This window comes from Klebsiella sp. 10-1, assembly GCF_009758445.1.
GTDB classification, from domain to species: domain Bacteria; phylum Pseudomonadota; class Gammaproteobacteria; order Enterobacterales; family Enterobacteriaceae; genus Klebsiella; species Klebsiella scottii.
In genome coordinates this window covers 423,037-441,114 of the sequence record NZ_WQRE01000003.1, presented here as the reverse complement: position 1 = coordinate 441,114, position 18,078 = coordinate 423,037, and the positions used below count along the sequence as shown (strand labels likewise).

The 18,078-nt window shown below is 59.6% G+C and carries 17 protein-coding genes and 1 riboswitch; of the genes, 6 read left to right on the top strand and 11 right to left on the bottom strand.

From position 1 onward, the window contains the following. Positions 1 to 32: 32 nt before the first annotated feature. Complete coding sequence (gene xylB / locus GO007_RS14000) at positions 33 to 1,496, bottom strand: xylulokinase (protein ID WP_095100839.1); 1,464 nt, start codon at positions 1,494 to 1,496, stop codon at positions 33 to 35. A gap of 9 nt (positions 1,497 to 1,505) precedes the next feature. Continuing rightward, the gene (gene dalD / locus GO007_RS13995; RefSeq protein ID WP_095100837.1) at positions 1,506 to 2,873 is read right to left on the bottom strand and encodes a D-arabinitol 4-dehydrogenase; all 1,368 of its coding nucleotides are present in this window, start codon (positions 2,871 to 2,873) and stop codon (positions 1,506 to 1,508) included. Positions 2,874 to 3,100: 227 nt separating this feature from the next. Here dalD and GO007_RS13990 point away from each other — a divergent pair, with 227 nt between their 5' ends. Beyond that, positions 3,101 to 4,042: a sugar-binding transcriptional regulator gene (locus tag GO007_RS13990; RefSeq protein ID WP_095101359.1), complete on the top strand. Its 942-nt coding sequence runs from the start codon at positions 3,101 to 3,103 to the stop codon at positions 4,040 to 4,042. A 14-nt stretch (positions 4,043 to 4,056) separates the two neighbouring features. On the opposite strand, the gene GO007_RS13985 is transcribed toward GO007_RS13990, so the two are convergent. Beyond that, positions 4,057 to 5,067, bottom strand: coding sequence for a LacI family DNA-binding transcriptional regulator (locus GO007_RS13985; RefSeq protein ID WP_095100835.1), 1,011 nt, complete (start codon positions 5,065 to 5,067; stop codon positions 4,057 to 4,059). Positions 5,068 to 5,334: 267 nt separating this feature from the next. Between GO007_RS13985 and GO007_RS13980 the strand changes: the two genes are divergently transcribed. Together GO007_RS13980 and GO007_RS13975 are read left to right on the top strand one after the other, a co-directional pair. Beyond that, entirely contained in the window at positions 5,335 to 6,084 is a 750-nt protein-coding gene (locus GO007_RS13980; protein WP_189339866.1) for an SDR family oxidoreductase, read from the top strand. Positions 6,085 to 6,116: 32 nt separating this feature from the next. After that, positions 6,117 to 7,724 (top strand): FGGY-family carbohydrate kinase, encoded by a 1,608-nt coding sequence (locus GO007_RS13975; RefSeq protein ID WP_095100833.1) that lies wholly within the window; start codon positions 6,117 to 6,119, stop codon positions 7,722 to 7,724. Between the two features lie 441 nt (positions 7,725 to 8,165). Here the strand turns inward: GO007_RS13975 and fbaB are convergent, their stop codons facing one another. After that, a complete protein-coding gene (fbaB, locus tag GO007_RS13970; protein WP_095101355.1) occupies positions 8,166 to 9,218 on the bottom strand; it encodes a class I fructose-bisphosphate aldolase in 1,053 nt (350 codons plus the stop codon). A 250-nt stretch (positions 9,219 to 9,468) separates the two neighbouring features. On the opposite strand from fbaB, the gene GO007_RS13965 reads away from it, so the two are divergent. The 3 genes from GO007_RS13965 to GO007_RS13955 are packed head-to-tail and all read left to right on the top strand — an operon-like array spanning position 9,469 to position 12,709. Beyond that, entirely contained in the window at positions 9,469 to 10,746 is a 1,278-nt protein-coding gene (locus GO007_RS13965; protein WP_095100831.1) for a nucleoside permease, read from the top strand. After that, entirely contained in the window at positions 10,743 to 11,747 is a 1,005-nt protein-coding gene (locus tag GO007_RS13960) for an ADP-ribosylglycohydrolase family protein (RefSeq protein ID WP_095100829.1), read from the top strand. Before GO007_RS13965 ends, GO007_RS13960 begins: the two co-directional genes overlap by 4 nt. After that, positions 11,744 to 12,709, top strand: coding sequence for a PfkB family carbohydrate kinase (locus tag GO007_RS13955; RefSeq protein ID WP_095100827.1), 966 nt, complete (start codon positions 11,744 to 11,746; stop codon positions 12,707 to 12,709). The genes GO007_RS13960 and GO007_RS13955 overlap by 4 nt, the downstream gene beginning before the upstream one ends. Here the strand turns inward: GO007_RS13955 and GO007_RS13950 are convergent. From GO007_RS13950 to GO007_RS13920, 7 genes are all read right to left on the bottom strand, one after another. Next, positions 12,683 to 13,429: a GntR family transcriptional regulator gene (locus tag GO007_RS13950; protein WP_095100825.1), complete on the bottom strand. Its 747-nt coding sequence runs from the start codon at positions 13,427 to 13,429 to the stop codon at positions 12,683 to 12,685. The two genes, GO007_RS13955 and GO007_RS13950, sit on opposite strands and share 27 nt — an antisense overlap. A 41-nt stretch (positions 13,430 to 13,470) precedes the next feature. Beyond that, complete coding sequence (gene thiD, locus GO007_RS13945) at positions 13,471 to 14,271, bottom strand: bifunctional hydroxymethylpyrimidine kinase/phosphomethylpyrimidine kinase (RefSeq protein WP_095100823.1); 801 nt, start codon at positions 14,269 to 14,271, stop codon at positions 13,471 to 13,473. Further along, positions 14,268 to 15,044, bottom strand: a complete 777-nt coding sequence (gene thiM, locus GO007_RS13940; RefSeq protein WP_095100821.1) for a hydroxyethylthiazole kinase — start codon at positions 15,042 to 15,044, stop codon at positions 14,268 to 14,270. The genes thiD and thiM overlap by 4 nt, the downstream gene beginning before the upstream one ends. 34 nt (positions 15,045 to 15,078) lie before the next feature. Then, positions 15,079 to 15,175: riboswitch (TPP riboswitch) on the bottom strand. Between the two features lie 185 nt (positions 15,176 to 15,360). Next, on the bottom strand, positions 15,361 to 15,570 hold the full coding sequence (locus GO007_RS13935; RefSeq protein ID WP_095100819.1) for a hypothetical protein: 210 nt from the start codon (positions 15,568 to 15,570) through the stop codon (positions 15,361 to 15,363). Positions 15,571 to 15,623: 53 nt separating this feature from the next. After that, the gene (locus tag GO007_RS13930) at positions 15,624 to 16,646 is read right to left on the bottom strand and encodes a major capsid protein (protein WP_095100817.1); all 1,023 of its coding nucleotides are present in this window, start codon (positions 16,644 to 16,646) and stop codon (positions 15,624 to 15,626) included. A gap of 11 nt (positions 16,647 to 16,657) precedes the next feature. Beyond that, the gene (locus GO007_RS13925) at positions 16,658 to 17,107 is read right to left on the bottom strand and encodes a hypothetical protein (protein ID WP_223261782.1); all 450 of its coding nucleotides are present in this window, start codon (positions 17,105 to 17,107) and stop codon (positions 16,658 to 16,660) included. A gap of 578 nt (positions 17,108 to 17,685) precedes the next feature. After that, complete coding sequence (locus GO007_RS13920) at positions 17,686 to 18,075, bottom strand: hypothetical protein (protein ID WP_143350167.1); 390 nt, start codon at positions 18,073 to 18,075, stop codon at positions 17,686 to 17,688. Positions 18,076 to 18,078: the final 3 nt, after the last annotated feature.

Genomic DNA, 18,078 nt, shown 5'->3' with positions numbered 1-18,078 from the left:
AGCCCGAATTATTTAGGATATGTTATTTATAATTAGCGCTGACGGTAATTCAGGTCGTTGAGATATAAGGCCTTAAACTGCGCATAGCGCTGCATCAGGGCCTGATGGCGGGCCGGCGTCGCGCGCCAGGTTTGCCAGACTTCCGGCTTTTCGCACACCGCAGCCAGCGGTTTCCCTGCCGCCAGGCAGGCCAGCCGCGCCGCCCCCAGCGCGCCGCCGGTTTCGCCCCCTTTATGGGTAACCACCGGCATCGCGAGAATATCCGCCAGCAGCTGGGCCCAGAACGGGCTTCGGGCGCCGCCGCCAACCAGCGAGCACTGTTCAATCCGCGTGCCGCTGTCCTTCAGCACCTGCAGCCCGTCGTTAATGCCAAAGCTCACGCCCTCCAGCACCGCGTAGCCCAGCTGCGCGCGCAGGCTGGAGTGCGTCATCCCCCAAAACATCCCGCGGGCATCGGGATCGTTATGCGGCGTGCGTTCGCCGGAAAGGTACGGCAGGAAGAACGGGGCGCTGGCTTTCTCTTCCTCGCTGAGCTGGGCAATCTCTTCCAGCAGAGCGACTTCGGTGGTACCGGTGAGACGACAGAACCACTGCAGGCAGCTGGCGGCGCTGAGCATGACGCTCATCTGGTGCCACAGGTTCGGCAGCACGTGACAGAAGGCGTGAACCGCCGACTGCGGCGCCGGACGATAGGCGTCGGTCACCACGAACAGCACGCCGGAAGTCCCGAGAGAAATAAAGGCATCGCCCGGAGAGACCGCCCCGACGCCAATAGCGCTGACCGCGTTATCGCCCCCGCCGCCGGCGACCACCACCGACGCGTTCAGTCCCCAGCGCTCCGCCACCAGCGGATCGAGGGTCGCGGACACCTCGCAGCCTTCGACCAGCGACGGCATATGGCTGCGCGACAGGCCGCACTTGTCCAGCAGCGCATCGGACCAGTCACGCTTCGCCACGTCCAGCCACAGCGTCCCGGCGGCATCCGACATATCGGAGATTTTCCGGCCGGTCATCCGGTAGCGCAGATAATCCTTCGGCAGCATAACCGTAGCCGTGCGCTGGAAGTTGGCCGGCTCATGGCGCCGCACCCACAGCAGTTTTGGCGCGGTAAACCCCGGCATCGCCAGGTTTCCCGCCACCTGGTGCAGCTCGGGCGCCGCCTCCTCCAGCTCGCGGCACTCGTCGGCGCAGCGGGTGTCATTCCACAGGATTGCCGGGCGAATCACCTCCCCGCGGCTGTCCAGCAGCACCGCGCCGTGCATCTGCCCCGAGAGGCCGATCGCCTTGATGGCCGACCAGTGATGGCCGCACTTTTCCCGCAGGGTGGTCATCAAATACTCCGTGGCTTCCCACCACGCCTGCGGCGCCTGCTCGGACCAATGGGGATGGGGCCGCTGAATGCTCAGCGGCGCGCTATGGCTGGCGACGACGTCATTGTTCTCATCAATGACCAGCGCTTTCACTTCCGACGTGCCAAGATCGATCCCTAAGTACATAGCCACCTCTTACTTAATCAGCGTATAAACTGCGGCAATCTTCTCGCGCAGCAGCGCCAGGAAGTCCTCGCGATCCGCCAGCGCGCCAAATAGCGCCCGGTCTTTGGCGTAGACGGCGATCGGGTCGCTGGCTTCGAACATCTCATGCACCGCCTGCGCGTCGAGGATCCCGTCCTGGTATTGATACGGCAGCGTTCCCTTGTGCCACTGCTCCATAAAGACGAAGAACAGCGCCGGGAGCATCGCCGTCGCTTCCGGACGCGCGCCGCGCTGATAGCACTCCTGCAGGGTCGGGGCGATCATCGCCGGAATTTTAGAGAAGCCGTCCGCCGCCACCCGCTGGTTGGTGTCCTGGATGTAGGGGTTGGTAAAGCGCTTGAGCACCACGTCGCGATAGGTCGCGAGGTCGATCCCGTTATCGCCGAGGCATGGGATCACGTCTTCGGTGACGTAGCGATCGGCGATGGCGTAGATGAACCCGGTCAGCGTGCTTTCGTGGATATAGCGCTGGCCGATGAGGGTGCCCGCCCAGGCGATGCAGCTGTGCGAGGCGTTGAGAATACGAATTTTCGCCTCTTCGTAAGGAATAACCGAGGCCACCATCTCAACGCCAACGGCTTCCAGATTCGGTCGCCCGGCGCGGAAATTATCTTCCACCACCCACTGAATGAAGGTTTCGCCCATGACCGGCGCCTTATCGTCAATGCCGGTTTGCGCTTTGATTCGCGCCGGCAGATCCGCCGCCGGGCGCGGCGTAATGCGGTCAACCATCGTGTTCGGGCAGTTCGCATTCGCCGCCAGCCACTCAACCAGCGCCTGCCTGCCGGTTAGCTGCAGGAACTCCACCAGCCCGTCGTGGAAGCGCTCGCCGTTGTGGCGGACGTTATCGCAGTTCAGCAGGGTCAGCGGTCCGGCGTTATCCGCCATGCGCTTTTCCAGAATACGCGCGATGGTGCCGTAGATGGTCTGGCAGTCGCCCTGCAGATCGGCAACCAGGTCGGGGTTGCTGGTCTCCAGACGATGGCTGGTATTCAGGTAGTAACCCCCTTCGGTGACGGTGAAGGCAATGACCTTAGTCTGCGGGTTGGCCCCTTCATCAATCAGCGGCTGTAGCCCCTTCTGCCACGGCAGCAGCTTCTGAATAGAGGTGATTTCTTCATACTCGCGTTCGCCTTCCGGGCTGACGGTCTCCAGCACATAGCGCCCGCCCTGCGCGGCCAGCGCCTGCACCACCTGCTCGGCATCGTCGCGAATGTTGCCGGCGGCGATATGCCAGCGCTTATCGCCGCTGGCGATCAGGCGATGCAGGTACCACGCCTGATGCGCACGGTGAAAAGAACCCAAACCGATGTGAAGCCATGTGTATTGCTGATTCATATTCTGATCTCCTTGAGTGATGTGGCTCACTGTAGATGATCATTTGACCCAATTAAGAGCCATAGATCACAAAAGAGCAATTACCCAATTAAATTACAAATGACCAAATCAGAGCAAAAGCTTGCCTGTTTTCTGAGCCGCAGCCAAAATGCTGCTAATAGTCAAAATCAGTGGGCCTGCAGAAAGACGAACTTATCGCCGTGGCCGCAAACTTAAGGCAGGGAACCGTGAGTAAAGAAGATGACATCAGGCTGGACCAGAAGGTCCGCGCCGCGTGGATGTACTACATTGCCGGCCAGAATCAGAGCGAGATCGCCAGCCAGCTCGGCACCTCAAGGCCGGTGGTCCAGCGGCTGATTGCCGCGGCGAAAGAGGAAGGCATCGTCTCGATTGGGCTGCATCATCCGGTGGCAAACTGCCTCGACTACGCCCAGTTGCTGCAGGAAAAATATCGGCTTATCGACTGCAATATCGTTCCGGCCTATAGCGAGGAGAGCACCCTCGACAGCGTTTCGTTCGGCTGCTACCAGCTGATGGCCCGCTATCTGCAGGACGATAAGGCCAAAATTATCGGCATTGGCTCCGGGCTGACGCTGAAGAAAACCATGCAGCGCATCGATTTCGACAGCCTGAACACGCGCTGCGTGGCGCTGATAAGCGCGATGGATGCCGACGGACAGTGCAACTACTACGACGACGTTCCCCTGCTGCTGGCGCGGAAAATACAGGCCAAATATTACCAGTGGCCGGCGCCGCGCTATGCGCAAACGGCGGACGAGCACCGGATGTGGTGCACCAGCCGCCTGTTTCAGAACGTGTCCGGAGTGGCGCAGCAGGCGGACGTGATTTTCGTCGGCATCGGCCCGCTGGGCACCCACAGCCCAATCTTCAAGGACGGATTTATTAATCAGGCGCAGCTGGACGAGCTAACGGCCCAGGGCGGGATCGGCGAGATCCTCGGCCGGTTTATCGATGCCGAAGGCGGCGTGGTGGAGAGCAATATCAACCAGATGATCACCAGCTACGATATCCGCCACAACCGCTGCCCGCGAATTGCGGTAGCCTGCGGCGAATATAAGCGTCCGGCAATTCTGGCGGCGCTGAAAGGCGGCTGGATCAACGGCCTGGTGACCGATGAGCACACCGCCCGCTGGCTGCTGACGCGCTAACGCCCGCAACGCGCTCAGATAAGCTCGCGGCTGCCGATCAGCAGCGGCGGGATTTCGACCAGCTGTTTAGCGGCGTCGCCGGAATCAATAATGCCGAACACCGCTTCCAGCATCGCCGGCACGTTCTGCTGAACCATGTCAATATCGTGCCCCAGCAGGTAGACGAAAGGGTCCCAGTCAAAGCAGCCCATCGGCGGCTGCCCGGTGCCGGTCAGGCCCCGCTGGGCCAGCCAGCGGACGACCCCTTCAAGAGAGATGGTTGAGTTGACGAAGAAGCCCTGCAGATGTTCATCCGGCGCGCCGAAGCGGGCCAGCATGCTGGCCTCAACTTTGCCTTTTGAGTAGCCGGGAGCGAGGATATTTTCCGCCGGCACGTTCAGGCCGCGCGCCCGATGCGCGTAGTGAAAGCCGCGCAGACGCTCAAGGGTGTTATGGTCGCTGCTGCGGCCGCCGACGAAGGTCAGCGGCGCCAGGCTGCCGTGACGCCGCAGGCTGTTGTCGAGGATTTTATCGGTCAGCGCCCTCGCGCCGGCGTAGTTATCGGAAATTACCGAAGGCGCAATGGTTCCCGGCAGGTCAAGGTTGACGGTGGGCACCCCCGCCTGCTGGCACAGCTCGGCAATTTTGTCCGGATTGGTTGCCCCGGTCGCCACCACCCAGTCCACCTGCCAGGAAAGCATCGCCTTCACGGCTTCAATTTCCAGCTCCGGGCGACGGCGGGTACAGGTAATAATCGGCAGCAGCCCGCGTTCGCGCGCCATCTCTTCAAAACTTTCCGCCACCGATCCGAAGTAGCGGTTATCATATTTAGGGACGATCATGCCGATTACGTGGGATTTTTTACTGCGCAGCATGCTGGCCTGGCGGTTGATCGCATAGCCCTGCTCTTCGGCAATCCGGGTAACCTTCTCCGCCAGCTTCGCGCTGATACGGCGTTTTTTCCAGTTACCGTTGAGGATCGCGCTGACCGCGCTTGCCGAGACGCCGGATAATTCCGCCAGATCGTAGATAGTGATTTTTTTCATTTTCCCAACTTGCGTCACAAATTCATTTCGCTGTTAATTTCCCCACTTGCTCAATCGATGAAGCTGGCGCACATTAGCTTCATCGATTGAGCAACCACTATGCTCCCCGGCGCGCCAGGTCGCACGCCGCTCAGTATCCAGCGTATATAAATAAATGATGCTGATATTCAAAATCTTAGCAAGATTTAGTACCTGACTCCAACGCTGGTCCCGGCTTATTACGGGCCAGATCGATTTACCAAAACAGACCCGGTGAAGGATTATAAAATGAACCACTCCGTATCCTCTATGAATACTTCTCTCAATGGTAAAGTCGCTGCGGTGACCGGCGCGGCTTCCGGTATCGGTCTCGAATGCGCCAAAACCCTGCTCTCGGCGGGCGCAAAGGTAGTCCTGATCGACCGCGAAGGCGAAAAGCTAAATAAGATTGTGGCCGAACTGGGCGAAAACGCCTTCGCCCTGCAGGTGGATCTGATGCAGGGCGAACAGGTCGATAATATTCTGGCCGGTATTCTTAAGCTGGCGGGCGGGCTGGATATCTTCCACGCCAACGCCGGCGCCTATATCGGCGGGCCGGTGGCCGAAGGCGATCCGGACGTGTGGGATCGCGTGCTCCACCTTAACACCAACGCCGCCTTCCGCTGCGTGCGCAGCGTTCTGCCGCACCTGATCGCGCAAAAGTCCGGCGATATCATCTTTACCAGCTCCATCGCCGGGGTGGTTCCGGTTATCTGGGAACCTATCTACACCGCCTCAAAATTTGCGGTTCAGGCGTTCGTGCACACCACCCGTCGCCAGGTGTCGCAGTACGGCGTGCGCGTCGGCGCGGTCCTGCCTGGCCCGGTAGTTACCGCCCTGCTTGACGACTGGCCGAAAGAAAAAATGGAGGAAGCGCTGGCCAACGGCAGCCTGATGCAGCCGATTGAAGTGGCTGAATCCGTGCTGTTTATGGTGACCCGCTCGAAAAACGTCACCGTACGCGACCTCGTTATCCTGCCTAACAGCGTGGATCTCTAACTCTTTAATCAGGCTGGCTAAAGGATGGCTCTATGAACTGCGATACACCAACCATTATTGGCGTCGATGTCGGCTCGGGCAGCGTGCGGGCGGGCATTTTCAACCTCAATGGTGAACTGCTCGCCCACGCGACGCGGGAGATTACCCTCTTTCGCAGCCCGGGAAGCATGGTTGAACAATCCAGCAGCGAGATTTGGCAGGCGGTGTGCGACTGCATTAAAACCGCGATCGCCCGCTCCGGCGCCGCGCCGGACTCGGTGGCGGGCATTGGCTTCGACGCCACCTGTTCGCTGGTGGTGGTCGGTGAAAACGACGCGCCGCTGGCGGTGGGTCCTTCAGAGGACCCAAACCGCGATATCATCGTCTGGATGGATCACCGCGCGACCGGGCAGGCGGAAAAAATTAACGCTACCCGTCACCCGGTGCTGCAGTACGTCGGCGGCATTATCTCGCCGGAGATGGAAACGCCAAAAATACTGTGGCTTAAGGAGAACCGCCCGCAGGTTTATCAGCAGGCGCGACACTTTTTTGATCTCGCGGACTACCTGACCTGGCGCGCCACCGGCGACGAGGCCCGCTCGGTCTGTACCGTCACCTGTAAATGGACCTATCTGGCCCACGAGCAGCGCTGGGATGCCGACTACTTCCGCCAGATTGGGCTTGCCGAGCTGGCGGACGAGGGGTTTGCGCGCATCGGCCAGCGCATTGTCGATCCGGGAACGCCCTGCGGCAGCGGCCTTACCGCCGTCGCCGCACAGCAGATGGGCCTGCCGGTCGGCACGCCGGTGGCGGTTGGCATGATTGACGCCCACGCCGGCGGCATCGGCACAGTTGGGGTTCTCGACGGCGCGCTCAGCAATATGGCCTACGTGTTTGGCACCTCCTCCTGCACCATGACCACCTCGCAGGAGGCCATCTTCGTGCCCGGCGTCTGGGGCCCTTACTACTCGGCGATGGTGCCGGGCTTCTGGCTGAATGAAGGCGGTCAGAGCGCGGCAGGCGCCGCTATCGACCGGCTGCTGAGCTTCCATCCGGCGGCGCATGAAGCCCGTCAGCTGGCGCAGGAGGCCGGGTTGCCGCTGCCGGTCTATCTCGCGGACCGGGTGCTGGCCCGCCTGGAGAGCCCCTCCGAGGCGGTACGCCTCGCCGCCGGCCTGCACGTGGTGCCTGAATTCTTAGGCAATCGCGCGCCGCTGGCGGACCCTAACGCCAGGGCGATCGTTGCCGGGCTGGGGATGGAGGAGGATGTCGATCATCTGCTGGCGCTGTACGTGGCCGGACTGTGCGGCATTGGCTACGGCCTGAGACAGATCCTTGATGCCCAGGAGGTCTGCGGCGTGCGCAGCGAGAATATCGTGATTAGCGGCGGCGCGGGGCAGCATCCGCTGGTTCGCCAGCTGCTGGCCGATACCTGCGGCATTCCGGTGATGAGCACCGAGTGCAGCGAGCCGGTGCTGTTAGGTTCAGCGATTCTGGGCGCCGTCGCCGGCGGGGTTTGCGCGTCGCTGCCGGAGGCGATGAAGCGGTTTACCCGGGTGGATAAGACCTATTTCAGCGCGACGCAGCATCAGGCGGTTCACCAGCGTCGCTATGAGGCTTATCTGGCTCTGCAGCAGGCGGCCAGGCTGATAAGGGAGTAGCGGCCACCGCGGAGGATATTTTCTTGCTCCGCAGGATATTGCGGCCCATCGCCGCCGCATGAGGTTTGGTGGTCGCCGCGGCGGAGGATATTTTCTTGCTCCGCAGGATGTTGCGCTCCCCGGCGATTTCCCTGCCCTATGTTCCCCGTAGCGCAGGGAGCGCACAGGGGGCGGCCCATCGCCGCCGCCCCCTGTACCCCCGGGCTCCGGCCAGCCAAAATCGCCGCTGCGCGGTCCCTTCGACCGATGCCGTCAGGCTGTCGGGTCGGGCCGAGGTAACGTCCCTGTAAATCACGGCCCTCAGCCCGCATCCATGCGGGCTGCCCCGGCCTGCCGGCAGCGTCTCAGCGATTTTGAGGCCGACAACACCAGCAGTTTCAGCCGACATCTTCGCAGCAATGAACGTCCGATAAAAAACGTTCAGAGACACAAAAGACACGCCTAGGCTATGGTTACCTTGCCGTCGAGATAGACGTCCTGCACGGCGTTGATCAGCTTCACGCCGTCGGCCATCGATTTTTTGAAGGCTTTACGTCCGAGGATCAGCCCCATGCCGCCGGCGCGCTTGTTGATTACCGCCGTACGCACGGCATCCGTCAGGTCGGTCTCGCCTCCCGCCGCGCCGCCGGAGTTAATCAGCCCCGCCCGCCCCATATAGCAGTTCGCCAGCTGGTAGCGAACCAGATCGATCGGGTTCTCGGTGGTCAGCTTGCTGTAGACGCGGTCGTCGGTATAACCGAAGTTAACCGCCTTATAGCCGCCGTTATTTTCCGCCATTTTCTGCTTCACGATATCCGCGCCAATGGTCGCCGCCAGGTGGTTAGCCTGGCCGGTCAGGTCGGCGGAGACGTGATAGTCGACGCCATCTTTCTTAAATGCCGGATTGCGCAGATAGGCCCACAGCACGGTGACCAGCCCCAGCTCGTGCGCGCGCTCGAACGCCGCAGAGATCTCTTCGATCTGGCGGCGCGACTCTTCTGAACCGAAATAGATAGTCGCGCCCACCGCCACCGCGCCCATATTAAAGGCCTGCTCAACGCTGGCGTACAGCGTCTGGTCGAAGGTGTTCGGGTAGCTCAGGGTCTCGTTGTGATTTAGCTTCACGAGGAACGGAATGCGGTGCGCGTAGCGGCGCGATACCGAGGCCAGCACGCCGTAGGTCGACGCCACGCAGTTACAGCCGGCCTCAATCGCCAGCTCGACGATATTTTTCGGATCGAAGTACAGCGGGTTGGCGGCAAAAGAGGCGCCCGCCGAGTGCTCCACGCCCTGGTCAACCGGCAGGATCGACAGGTAGCCGGTGCCGGCCAGGCGCCCCGTGTTGTACAGGGTTTGCATATTACGCAGCACCGCCGGCGGACGATTGTTATCAACCATCACCCGGTCGACGTAATCCGATCCCGGTAAATAGAGCTGATCGGCTGGAATAGTCATACAACGGTGCTGTAACAAGCTGTCGGCATCTTTGCCAAGCAATTGCGTAATATCAGTCATAGCAATAACTCCCGTAAGGCCGGCCGCGGCCGGCGTCAATGTTCCTGACCCAACTTTTTTGGGCAGGTTAAGCCTGGTACCGACTTAGCATATTTTCCAGCCGGGATCGCATTTTTTCAGCAACTTCTGCTGGCACGATTCAGATACGAAAAAGTGTTAGCTTGCTCAAACAATCAGCTCAATGGTATTTCAAAGGTATTATCAAGTGGTACTCTAAATGCGTACCTTACCTGTCATGAAGGATCTCCAAATGAAAACTACAGCAAAGCTGTCGTTCATGATGTTCGTTGAGTGGTTTATCTGGGGAGCGTGGTTTGTTCCTCTGTGGCTGTGGCTGAGTAAAAGCGGCTTCAGCGCCGGCGAAATTGGCTGGTCCTATGCCTGTACCGCCATTGCCGCCATTCTCTCTCCGGTGCTGGTTGGCTCGCTGACGGATCGCTTTTTCTCTGCGCAAAAAGTGCTGGCGATTCTGATGTTTGCCGGGGCGATACTGATGTACTTCGCTGCTCAGCAGACCACCTTCAGCGGCTTCTTCCCGCTGCTGCTGGCCTACTCCCTCACCTACATGCCGACTATCGCCCTAACTAACAGCATCGCGTTTTCCAACGTCGCCGACGTCGAACGCGATTTCCCGCGCATTCGGGTGATGGGGACCATCGGCTGGATCGGCTCCGGGCTGGTGTGCGGTTTCTTACCGGGAATGCTCGGCCTGGGCGACATCTCGCCCACCAACGTACCGCTGCTGATCGCCGCGGGCAGCTCGCTGGTGCTGGGGATTTTTGCGCTGTGCCTGCCGGATACGCCGCCGAAGAGTACCGGCAAACTGAGCCTCAAGGTGATGCTGGGACTGGACGCGCTGATCATGCTGCGCGACAGGAACTTCCTCGTCTTTTTCTTCTGCTCGTTCCTCTTCGCCATGCCGCTGGCCTTCTATTACATCTTTGCCAACGGCTATCTCAGCGAATCGGGGATGAAAAACGCCACCGGCTGGATGACCCTCGGCCAGTTCTCTGAAATCTTCTTTATGCTGGCGCTGCCGTTCTTCACTAAGCGCTTTGGTATTAAAAAGGTTCTGTTGCTTGGTCTTATTACCGCCGCCATTCGCTACGGCTTTTTCGTCTACGGCGCGGCAGATAACTATTTCACCTATACGCTGATGTTCCTCGGTATTCTGCTGCACGGCGTCAGCTACGACTTCTATTACGTCACCGCCTACATCTACGTCGATAAAAAGGCGCCGGTGGCGATGCGCAACGCCGCGCAGGGGCTAATCACACTCTGCTGCCAGGGGTTCGGCAGCCTGCTGGGCTACCGCCTCGGCGGGGTGATGATGGAGAAAATGTTTGCCTACTCATCGCCGGTTAACGGTCATACCTTTAACTGGGCGGGAATGTGGACGTTCGGCGCCATAATGATTGCCGTTATCGCCGTTCTGTTCATGGTGTTCTTCCGCGAGTCGGATAAAGACATCACCACCATTGACATCGATGCGCAAAATGCTGCGCTTACACAAGAGGAAGTCAAATGAAAGCAGAACGTATTCTCGGTGCCCTTTACGGGCAGGCGTTAGGGGATGCGATGGGCATGCCGTCGGAGCTCTGGCCAAGATCGCGGGTGAAGGCCCACTTTGGCTGGATCGACCGTTTCCTGCCCGGACCGGCGGAAAATAATGCCGCCTGTTACTTTGCCGAGGCCGAGTTCACCGACGACACCTCGATGGCCCTGTGCCTCGCCGATGCCATCATCGAATGCGACGGCCGGATTGTTCCTGATACCATCGGCCGCCACATCCTCCGCTGGGCGGAGGAGTTTGACGCCTTTAATAAGAACGTCCTCGGGCCAACGTCAAAAATCGCCTTAAAGGCCATTCGCAGCGGCACGCCGGTGAGCGAGCTGGAGAATAACGGGGTGACCAACGGCGCGGCCATGCGCGCCTCGCCGCTGGGATGCCTGCTGCCGACCGGCGACCTCGACGCCTTTATTGACGAGGTTGCCGCCGCCTCCAGCCCGACGCATAAATCTGATTTAGCCATCGCCGGCGCCGCGGTCATCGCCTGGGCCATCTCGCGCGCCGTCGACGGCGCAAGCTGGTCCGCCATCGCCGATGCGCTTCCTGCCATCGCCCATCATGCCCAGCAGCAGCGCACCACGACCTTTAGCGCCTCGCTGGCCCTGCGCATTGAGCTGGCATTACGCACCGTACGCAGCGCGGGCGGAGTAGAGTCCGCCTGCGAGCAGCTTTATCAGCTGGTGGGGGCCGGAACCAGCACCATCGAATCCGTGCCCTGCGCCGTGGCGATGGTTGAGCTGGCCGCAGCCGACCCTAACCGCTGCGCCGTACTTTGCGCGAACCTTGGCGGCGATACCGACACCATCGGCGCGATGGCCACCGCCATTTGCGGGGCGATAAACGGCATATCGGCCATCGATAGCCGGCTCAAAGCGCGTCTGGACGAGGTCAATAAGCTGGACTTCACGCGCTACGCCGACGCCCTCGGCCGCTACCGCCGGCAGCGGGAGGCGCAATGAATAGCCGTCAGCTGAGCGATAAGCTCGCGACCCTCACCGCCGTCAGGCCGGTGACGGTTATCGGGGCCGCGGTGATCGACGTGATTGCCGACGCTTACGCCCTGCCGTGGCGCGGCTGCGATATCGAACTGCAGCAGCAGAGCGTGAACGTCGGCGGCTGCGCCCTGAATATTGCGGTGGCGCTAAAAAGGCTGGGCATCGCGGCGCAAAACGCGCTGCCCATCGGCGAAGGCGTGTGGGCGGAAATTATCCGCAATCGCCTGGCGCAGGAGGGGATAACCAGCGTGATAACCCACGCCAGCGGCGACAACGGCTGGTGCCTGGCGCTGGTGGAGCCGGACGGAGAGCGCACGTTTATGTCCTTCAGCGGCGTCGAAAACCGCTGGTGCGACGACTGGCTCATACCGCTCAATGTCGGGCTCAACGGCCTGGTGTATCTTTCCGGCTACCAGCTGGCCTCCCCCAGCGGCGAGCGGCTGGTGGCGTGGCTGGAGAAGCAGAGTGACGTCACGCCGTTTATCGATTTTGGTCCGCGAATCGCCGATATCCCCGAGGCGCTAATGGCGCGCCTGATGGCGCTGAAGCCGCTGGTTTCCGTTAACCGTCAGGAGGCGCAGATTGCCGCCGAGGCTAACGGCTTCTCCGCTGAGGTGAGCGAGTTCGGCGCCGGGTGGCTGAAAAAGTACCGCGCCCCGCTGATCGTCCGCCTGGATAAAGAAGGCGCGTGGTTTTTCAGCCCGCAGGCGAGCGGACAGGCCCGAGCCTTCCCGGCGACGGTCGTCGATACCATCGGCGCCGGGGACAGCCACGCGGGGGGCACCCTGGCCGGATTAGCCGCCGGCTGGAGCCTGGAAGAAGCGGTGACGCTGGGGAATGCCGTGGCGGCGTGGGTGGTGGGTCATCGGGGCGGCGATTGCGCCCCGGATCGCGAAACCCTACTCCTCGCACACAAAGACGTATAGATCGCTGCGGCAGTAGCTAATGCTGTATTCGATAGGGTGCTGGTGCTGATCGAGGGCAACCTGCTTAATCACCAGCACCGGGATCGCGCTATCCATCTGAATATGCGACTGAAACTCGGCGTCCGGCATCCTGGCGCTGACCCGGGAGCGGGTGCGCTGGGGAAGGATCTGCCGGCTGCGGAAGTAGTCGTACAGCGAGACGCTGATCGCATCGACGTCGTGGATAAGATGCGCGGGAACCCACGACTCCTCAAGCGATACCGCCGCTTCATCCACGTAGCGGATGCGCTTGAGCATAAACACGTCGCTGCCTGCGGCAATCGCCAGCTGCTGCGCGACCTCCTCCGGGCATTTGACGATCCGCTTATTGACCCACAGGGTGTCGGGCTTTTTGCCGCGCAGCACAACCTGCTGGGTAAAGCCGCGCGCCTCTTTCAGCGAATACTCGAAAATATTGTTAACCCGGGTGCCGTAGCCCTGGGCGCGGGTGACCACGCCCTCATCTTCCAGCGTCCGCAGCGCCTTGCGCACGGTGATACGCGATACGCCGGTGAGCTGGCTCAGATCGCGCTCGCCGGGAAGGATATTGCCGTTCTCCAGCCAGCCGCTGCGCACGGCATCCTTGATGGTGTCGGCAAACCTGATATACAGCGGCGCGTTATCCGTCGCGGCCATGCGTTCAACGAGCTGGTTAATCAACCGGGTATGCGCCTGTTCCATTTGTCTTTTCCTGACTGAAATCTGGCGTCAGTATATCAGGCTTACCACCAGGCGTGGAAATGGTGCACCGGACCAATCCCCTGCCCCACTTCCAGCGAATCCGCCTGCGCCAGCGCCGCTGAGAGCCAACCCTTGGCCTCGGCAACCGTTTGTCCCCAATCGTGGTAGCGCGGACGCAGCGCGGCCAGCGCGGCGGAGAGCGTACAGCCAGTGCCGTGGGTATTTTTGGTCCTGATCCGCGGGGCGGTGAAGCGCTGCTCGCCTTCGGCGCTAAAGAGCCAGTCCGGACTTTCGGCATCGTCCAGATGACCGCCCTTCAGCAGCACCGCGCCGCAGCCCAGCGCCAGCAGCGCCCGGCCCTGCTCAAGCATCTCTTTTTCATTCTGCGCGTGGGGAGCATCCAGCAGCGCCGCGGCCTCCGGCAGGTTGGGCGTTATCAGCGAAACCTGCGGCAATAGCCGGGTGCGTAGCGTCGCCACCGCCGAGGCTGACAGCAGCGGATCGCCGCTTTTCGCCAGCATCACCGTATCCAGCACCACGTTGGCGATCCGGTAGCGCGCCAGCCGCTCGGCCACGGCTTCGACAATATCCGTTTCCGCCAGCATGCCAATTTTGGTGGTATCGATACGGACGTCGCTGAACACCGAGTCCAGCTGGGCGGCAACAAAATCAGGCTCGATGCGGTACACCGACTGCACGCCCCGGGTGTTTTGCGCCACCAGCGCGGTGATCACCGAGCAGCCGTAGGCGCCGAGGGCGGAAAAGGTTTTAAGATCGGCCTGAATCCCCGCGCCGCCGCTGGGGTCGGTGCCGGCAATCGTTAAGGCGTTAATCCGCTTCATTGATGGTCCTCCTCGTACAGCGCATCAAGGAACGCCGGGGTAAAGCTGCCCGGGCCGCCCTGACGGGCCGCCAGCCCGCCCGCCAGCTTCATCAGGCCGCAGGCCGCCGCGACGTTTTCCAGCCGGTCGCCGGGAAGCGCCGTACTGGCGGCAACTACCGCAGACAGGGCGCAGCCGGTGCCAACAACGCGGGTCATCAGGCGATCCCCGCCGCTTACGGCGCGCGTGCGCTGGCCGTCGGTGACGTAATCCACCTCACCGGTCACCGCAACCACCGTATTCAGCTGACGCGCCAGCGCCTGGGCGGCCGGCAGCGCCGCCGCCGCGGTATCGGTGGTATCGACCCCGCGCCCGCCGCCGCTCATCCCCGCCAGGGCCATAATCTCCGAGGCATTGCCGCGAATGGCGGCCGGCTGCAGGGTTAACAGATCGCGACAGAATTCGCTGCGCAGAGTGAGCGCGCCGACCGCAACAGGGTCCAGCGCCCACGGCTTGCCGGCCTGCTGCACGCTGCGGACAGCCGCCCGCATGGCGTCGGCGCGGTCGACGGTTAAGGTTCCGACGTTAATTAACAGCGCATCGGCAATGGCGGCAAACTGGCCTGCCTCCTGCGGGTCAATCACCATCGCGGGGGAAGCGCCAATCGCCAGCAGGACGTTGGCGGTGAAAGTCTGCACCACGTCGTTGGTCATGCAGTGAATAAGGGGGGAATGGCGGCGAAAAAGATGTCGCAGATGCGCGATATGCGCGGGGTTCAGTGGCTCAGCTTGCATCGTTTGCTCCAGCCAGGCGATGAAGAAGCAACGACCTTGCGGTCTCTGACTTCCCTACGCTGGCATTATCCAGATCAGGTGGTACGGGTTTTTCTCAGCCTTCACAAAGAAGGGCACCCCGAGTCATTTAATTCAAAATCAAAAACTTGCGATTAATGCTCCTCATTAATCCCTGATCAGGATAGTAATGCCAGCGGGAAGTCTTGTAAACGGCAAAAGCGGCCCTTTTGGGCCATGTGTGACAGGATGAGTGACAGTTTGTGTGACAGAACATTTTCTCTAGGCATAAAAAAACCGGATGGTTTCCCATCCGGCATTAGCTTACATTTTTCAATTTCTGTTCAGTTGCATAATACAAGATCGCAGCTTCAAGGCCATGCGTCGCCACGCGCGATAAAAAGGTGCTCCGGGGTGTGCCCAGCGATCTGGCGAGCGCAGATACGTTCAGCAGTCCGGCATCGTCCAGCGTCTTTACCTTGACCGATAGCAAAGGCGCGTTGCCGACACCTAATAGATTTAACCTCATGGTTTTTTACCTCTCCAAATACGGGGAGCGGCAATCGCCGCTCCTAAATCCGCTTACACGTCGAATGTCAGTTTTTTGGTCATCGATAGATCGTACTGTAGGGGTAATACCCCAAATTCTGACATAACGGTTCTGTTGCCTAGTCTATCCTCGAAGCCGTAGGCATAGAATGGAGCTTGTACACCACTCGCGGCGACCCTCGCGTTACGCGATGCCGGACCGGAAATGACTTCGCGTGGGCTGTGGTCAGACTGTACGATATTATCAGCGAACACGGGCACCATGAATGCTTCCCCGGTTGAGATGTACTTCTCGTATCCAACACAGTTCACAAAGGTCAGACCGTCCAACTCGAATGCCTGATAAGCAGGCAGATTGGCCCGTACAGACGCATTGAACAGCGTAGAATCGGGGAGCACACCATGTTGTACGAGGACCCTGATCTCTTCTGAGTATTTAATCTTTTTGTAGAACTCGGGGGAGCACAGAACCAACATCCCTGAAAGTGCTTTAACCCAACCACCCAGGCTCACGCGCAGATCGGTAGCGGCAGTATCCAGCGTTTCCAGAATAGCGGATGGCAGGTTGACACTGATAACAGCGCTGGAGAATCCTTCGCCGAATTCTTCCTCCATATCGATAACTTTTTGCTGGGTGTACGGCGCGTTGACAATGCCTTTAAAAAGGCAGGTGGCTAGAACATCCTCTTTTATGGTTCGATATTTCAGGAATTGACGGATAGCCTCATCACTGACCAGCTGATCCATTGTTTGCTGGCGTTGAGTTCCTGGGCGGCGAATACCCTGGAAATCGGCCGCACTAACCTCACCGCTTAGAGCCCAATGGGGGATTTCTAGCAGGCGTGAACGAGATAGGGGGCGTTCTGTCGCAATTAGCTCGCTGCCGTAACGGTTTATGGAACCAGCTACCTCAATTGCGCCGTCACGAAGGTCGTCGCTTTCGATCTTAGGTGTATCCGAATGCTTTTCTTTGAAGAGGCCAAGCTCTTGCAGCAGGAAATTATTCCCGAAAGGTTTAACGAAACTTCCGGTAAAATCATTATATTTAAAATCCATTTTCTCTTTCCTTATTCTGAAACACGGTTCAGGCCAGCGGCCTTGATTGCTGCGATTGCGTTTGCAACGGCGGTTGCATTGGTGCCAATCAGTCCGGCGCGGTTAAGAACCACACCACGATCCACAACAATTACTGGGACGTTAGCGCCAGCCTTGTGGGAGTCCAGCGCGATTAGAATATCGCTGCCGCTGGCGTATGCCGTGCCATCGCTGGCTAATAGCGTGCCCGGCACGGTGTCCACAGCCAGGGTGGCAAAAGTTTTTGTGTAGTGCGAGAAGATCGGGTCATCCCGATAAATGCAGACATCCCGGAAACTGCGATCTTCGATATCAGTTAACATTGAGTCACTCCATAATTGGTTAACGTCAGATTTGACGGTGTTGTGTTTTTGATTCATATGCCAGCCGTCAAAATTGACGACGTGCAGGCACAAAAGAGGTCGCGCGGTGGCGACCTTCATTTATTTGTTGCTGCATCAGTCCAGCCCGAAGCCGCTTTGCGGTGAAAGCGTCGCTTTCATTCCCTTATCTGCATCACGCCGTCGGAAGGCGTGGATAAGGGAACTGTACCCCCGCGAGACGGGGTTAACCTTTGGTTAACGGGGGTTCTCCCCGCTGCATCAGAAAAAAGACCGGGCGGCAGGAGATACCGCCCCGGAGGACAAAGGAATGAGCATTTATCTTTGTTATTTTTCTGATCTGGGAAAGGGTGCAGCGCCCTTTACGGGCGTTATCGGAAACCGATAACCCGGCTAAACCGGGCTGGGAATAAGGGAGCGCGGTTTAGCCGCGCTCGTGCCGTTTTACGTCCGGCAGACGGCCCACTGAGGAGAGGGACGTAGTGCGGTTGTTAGACCGCTGGCAAATCCCATCGCGGCGGGCTAGGACCACGGCAGAATTATTTCGTGTTCAGCGGGATTGTTGCCCTGCTGAATGAATAAGGTGGCGGACTGGTGCAAAGAGGCAAATCTCGGGAACCAGCCCGCCTGAGAGGTGACATACAATGGCAGTAGTACGCAGACTCTTTCGAATCTATTAATCACCTTGTATATAATTTTAACATGAAACTATAACTTAGGCAATCAAATATGACGTTAAATTTGTTGGGTTTATTTTTTATCATCACATTTAGAGGAGCACCAGTCCCGAAGCACTGGATCGCCAGCTTTTGGCATGTCCAGGCATTGGGGGGAGTCACCTTCCGGTAACGCGGATTCCACGATTGATAGAGGTCGAGCACTACAGCCGGATCTAATCTGAGTCTGCAAGCAACCTCGTTTGGCCCGATACCGGACACCAAAAGTTTTTTTGCAGTAGCAATTAGAGATTCAGTTCTGGCACGGAGTTTTCTGGAGCGGGTCAGGTTGGGAAGGTTTTCTGGGTCGATCTTTTCTGGTGCGGCGTTTACGCCGTTACGGTCATCAATCATTAT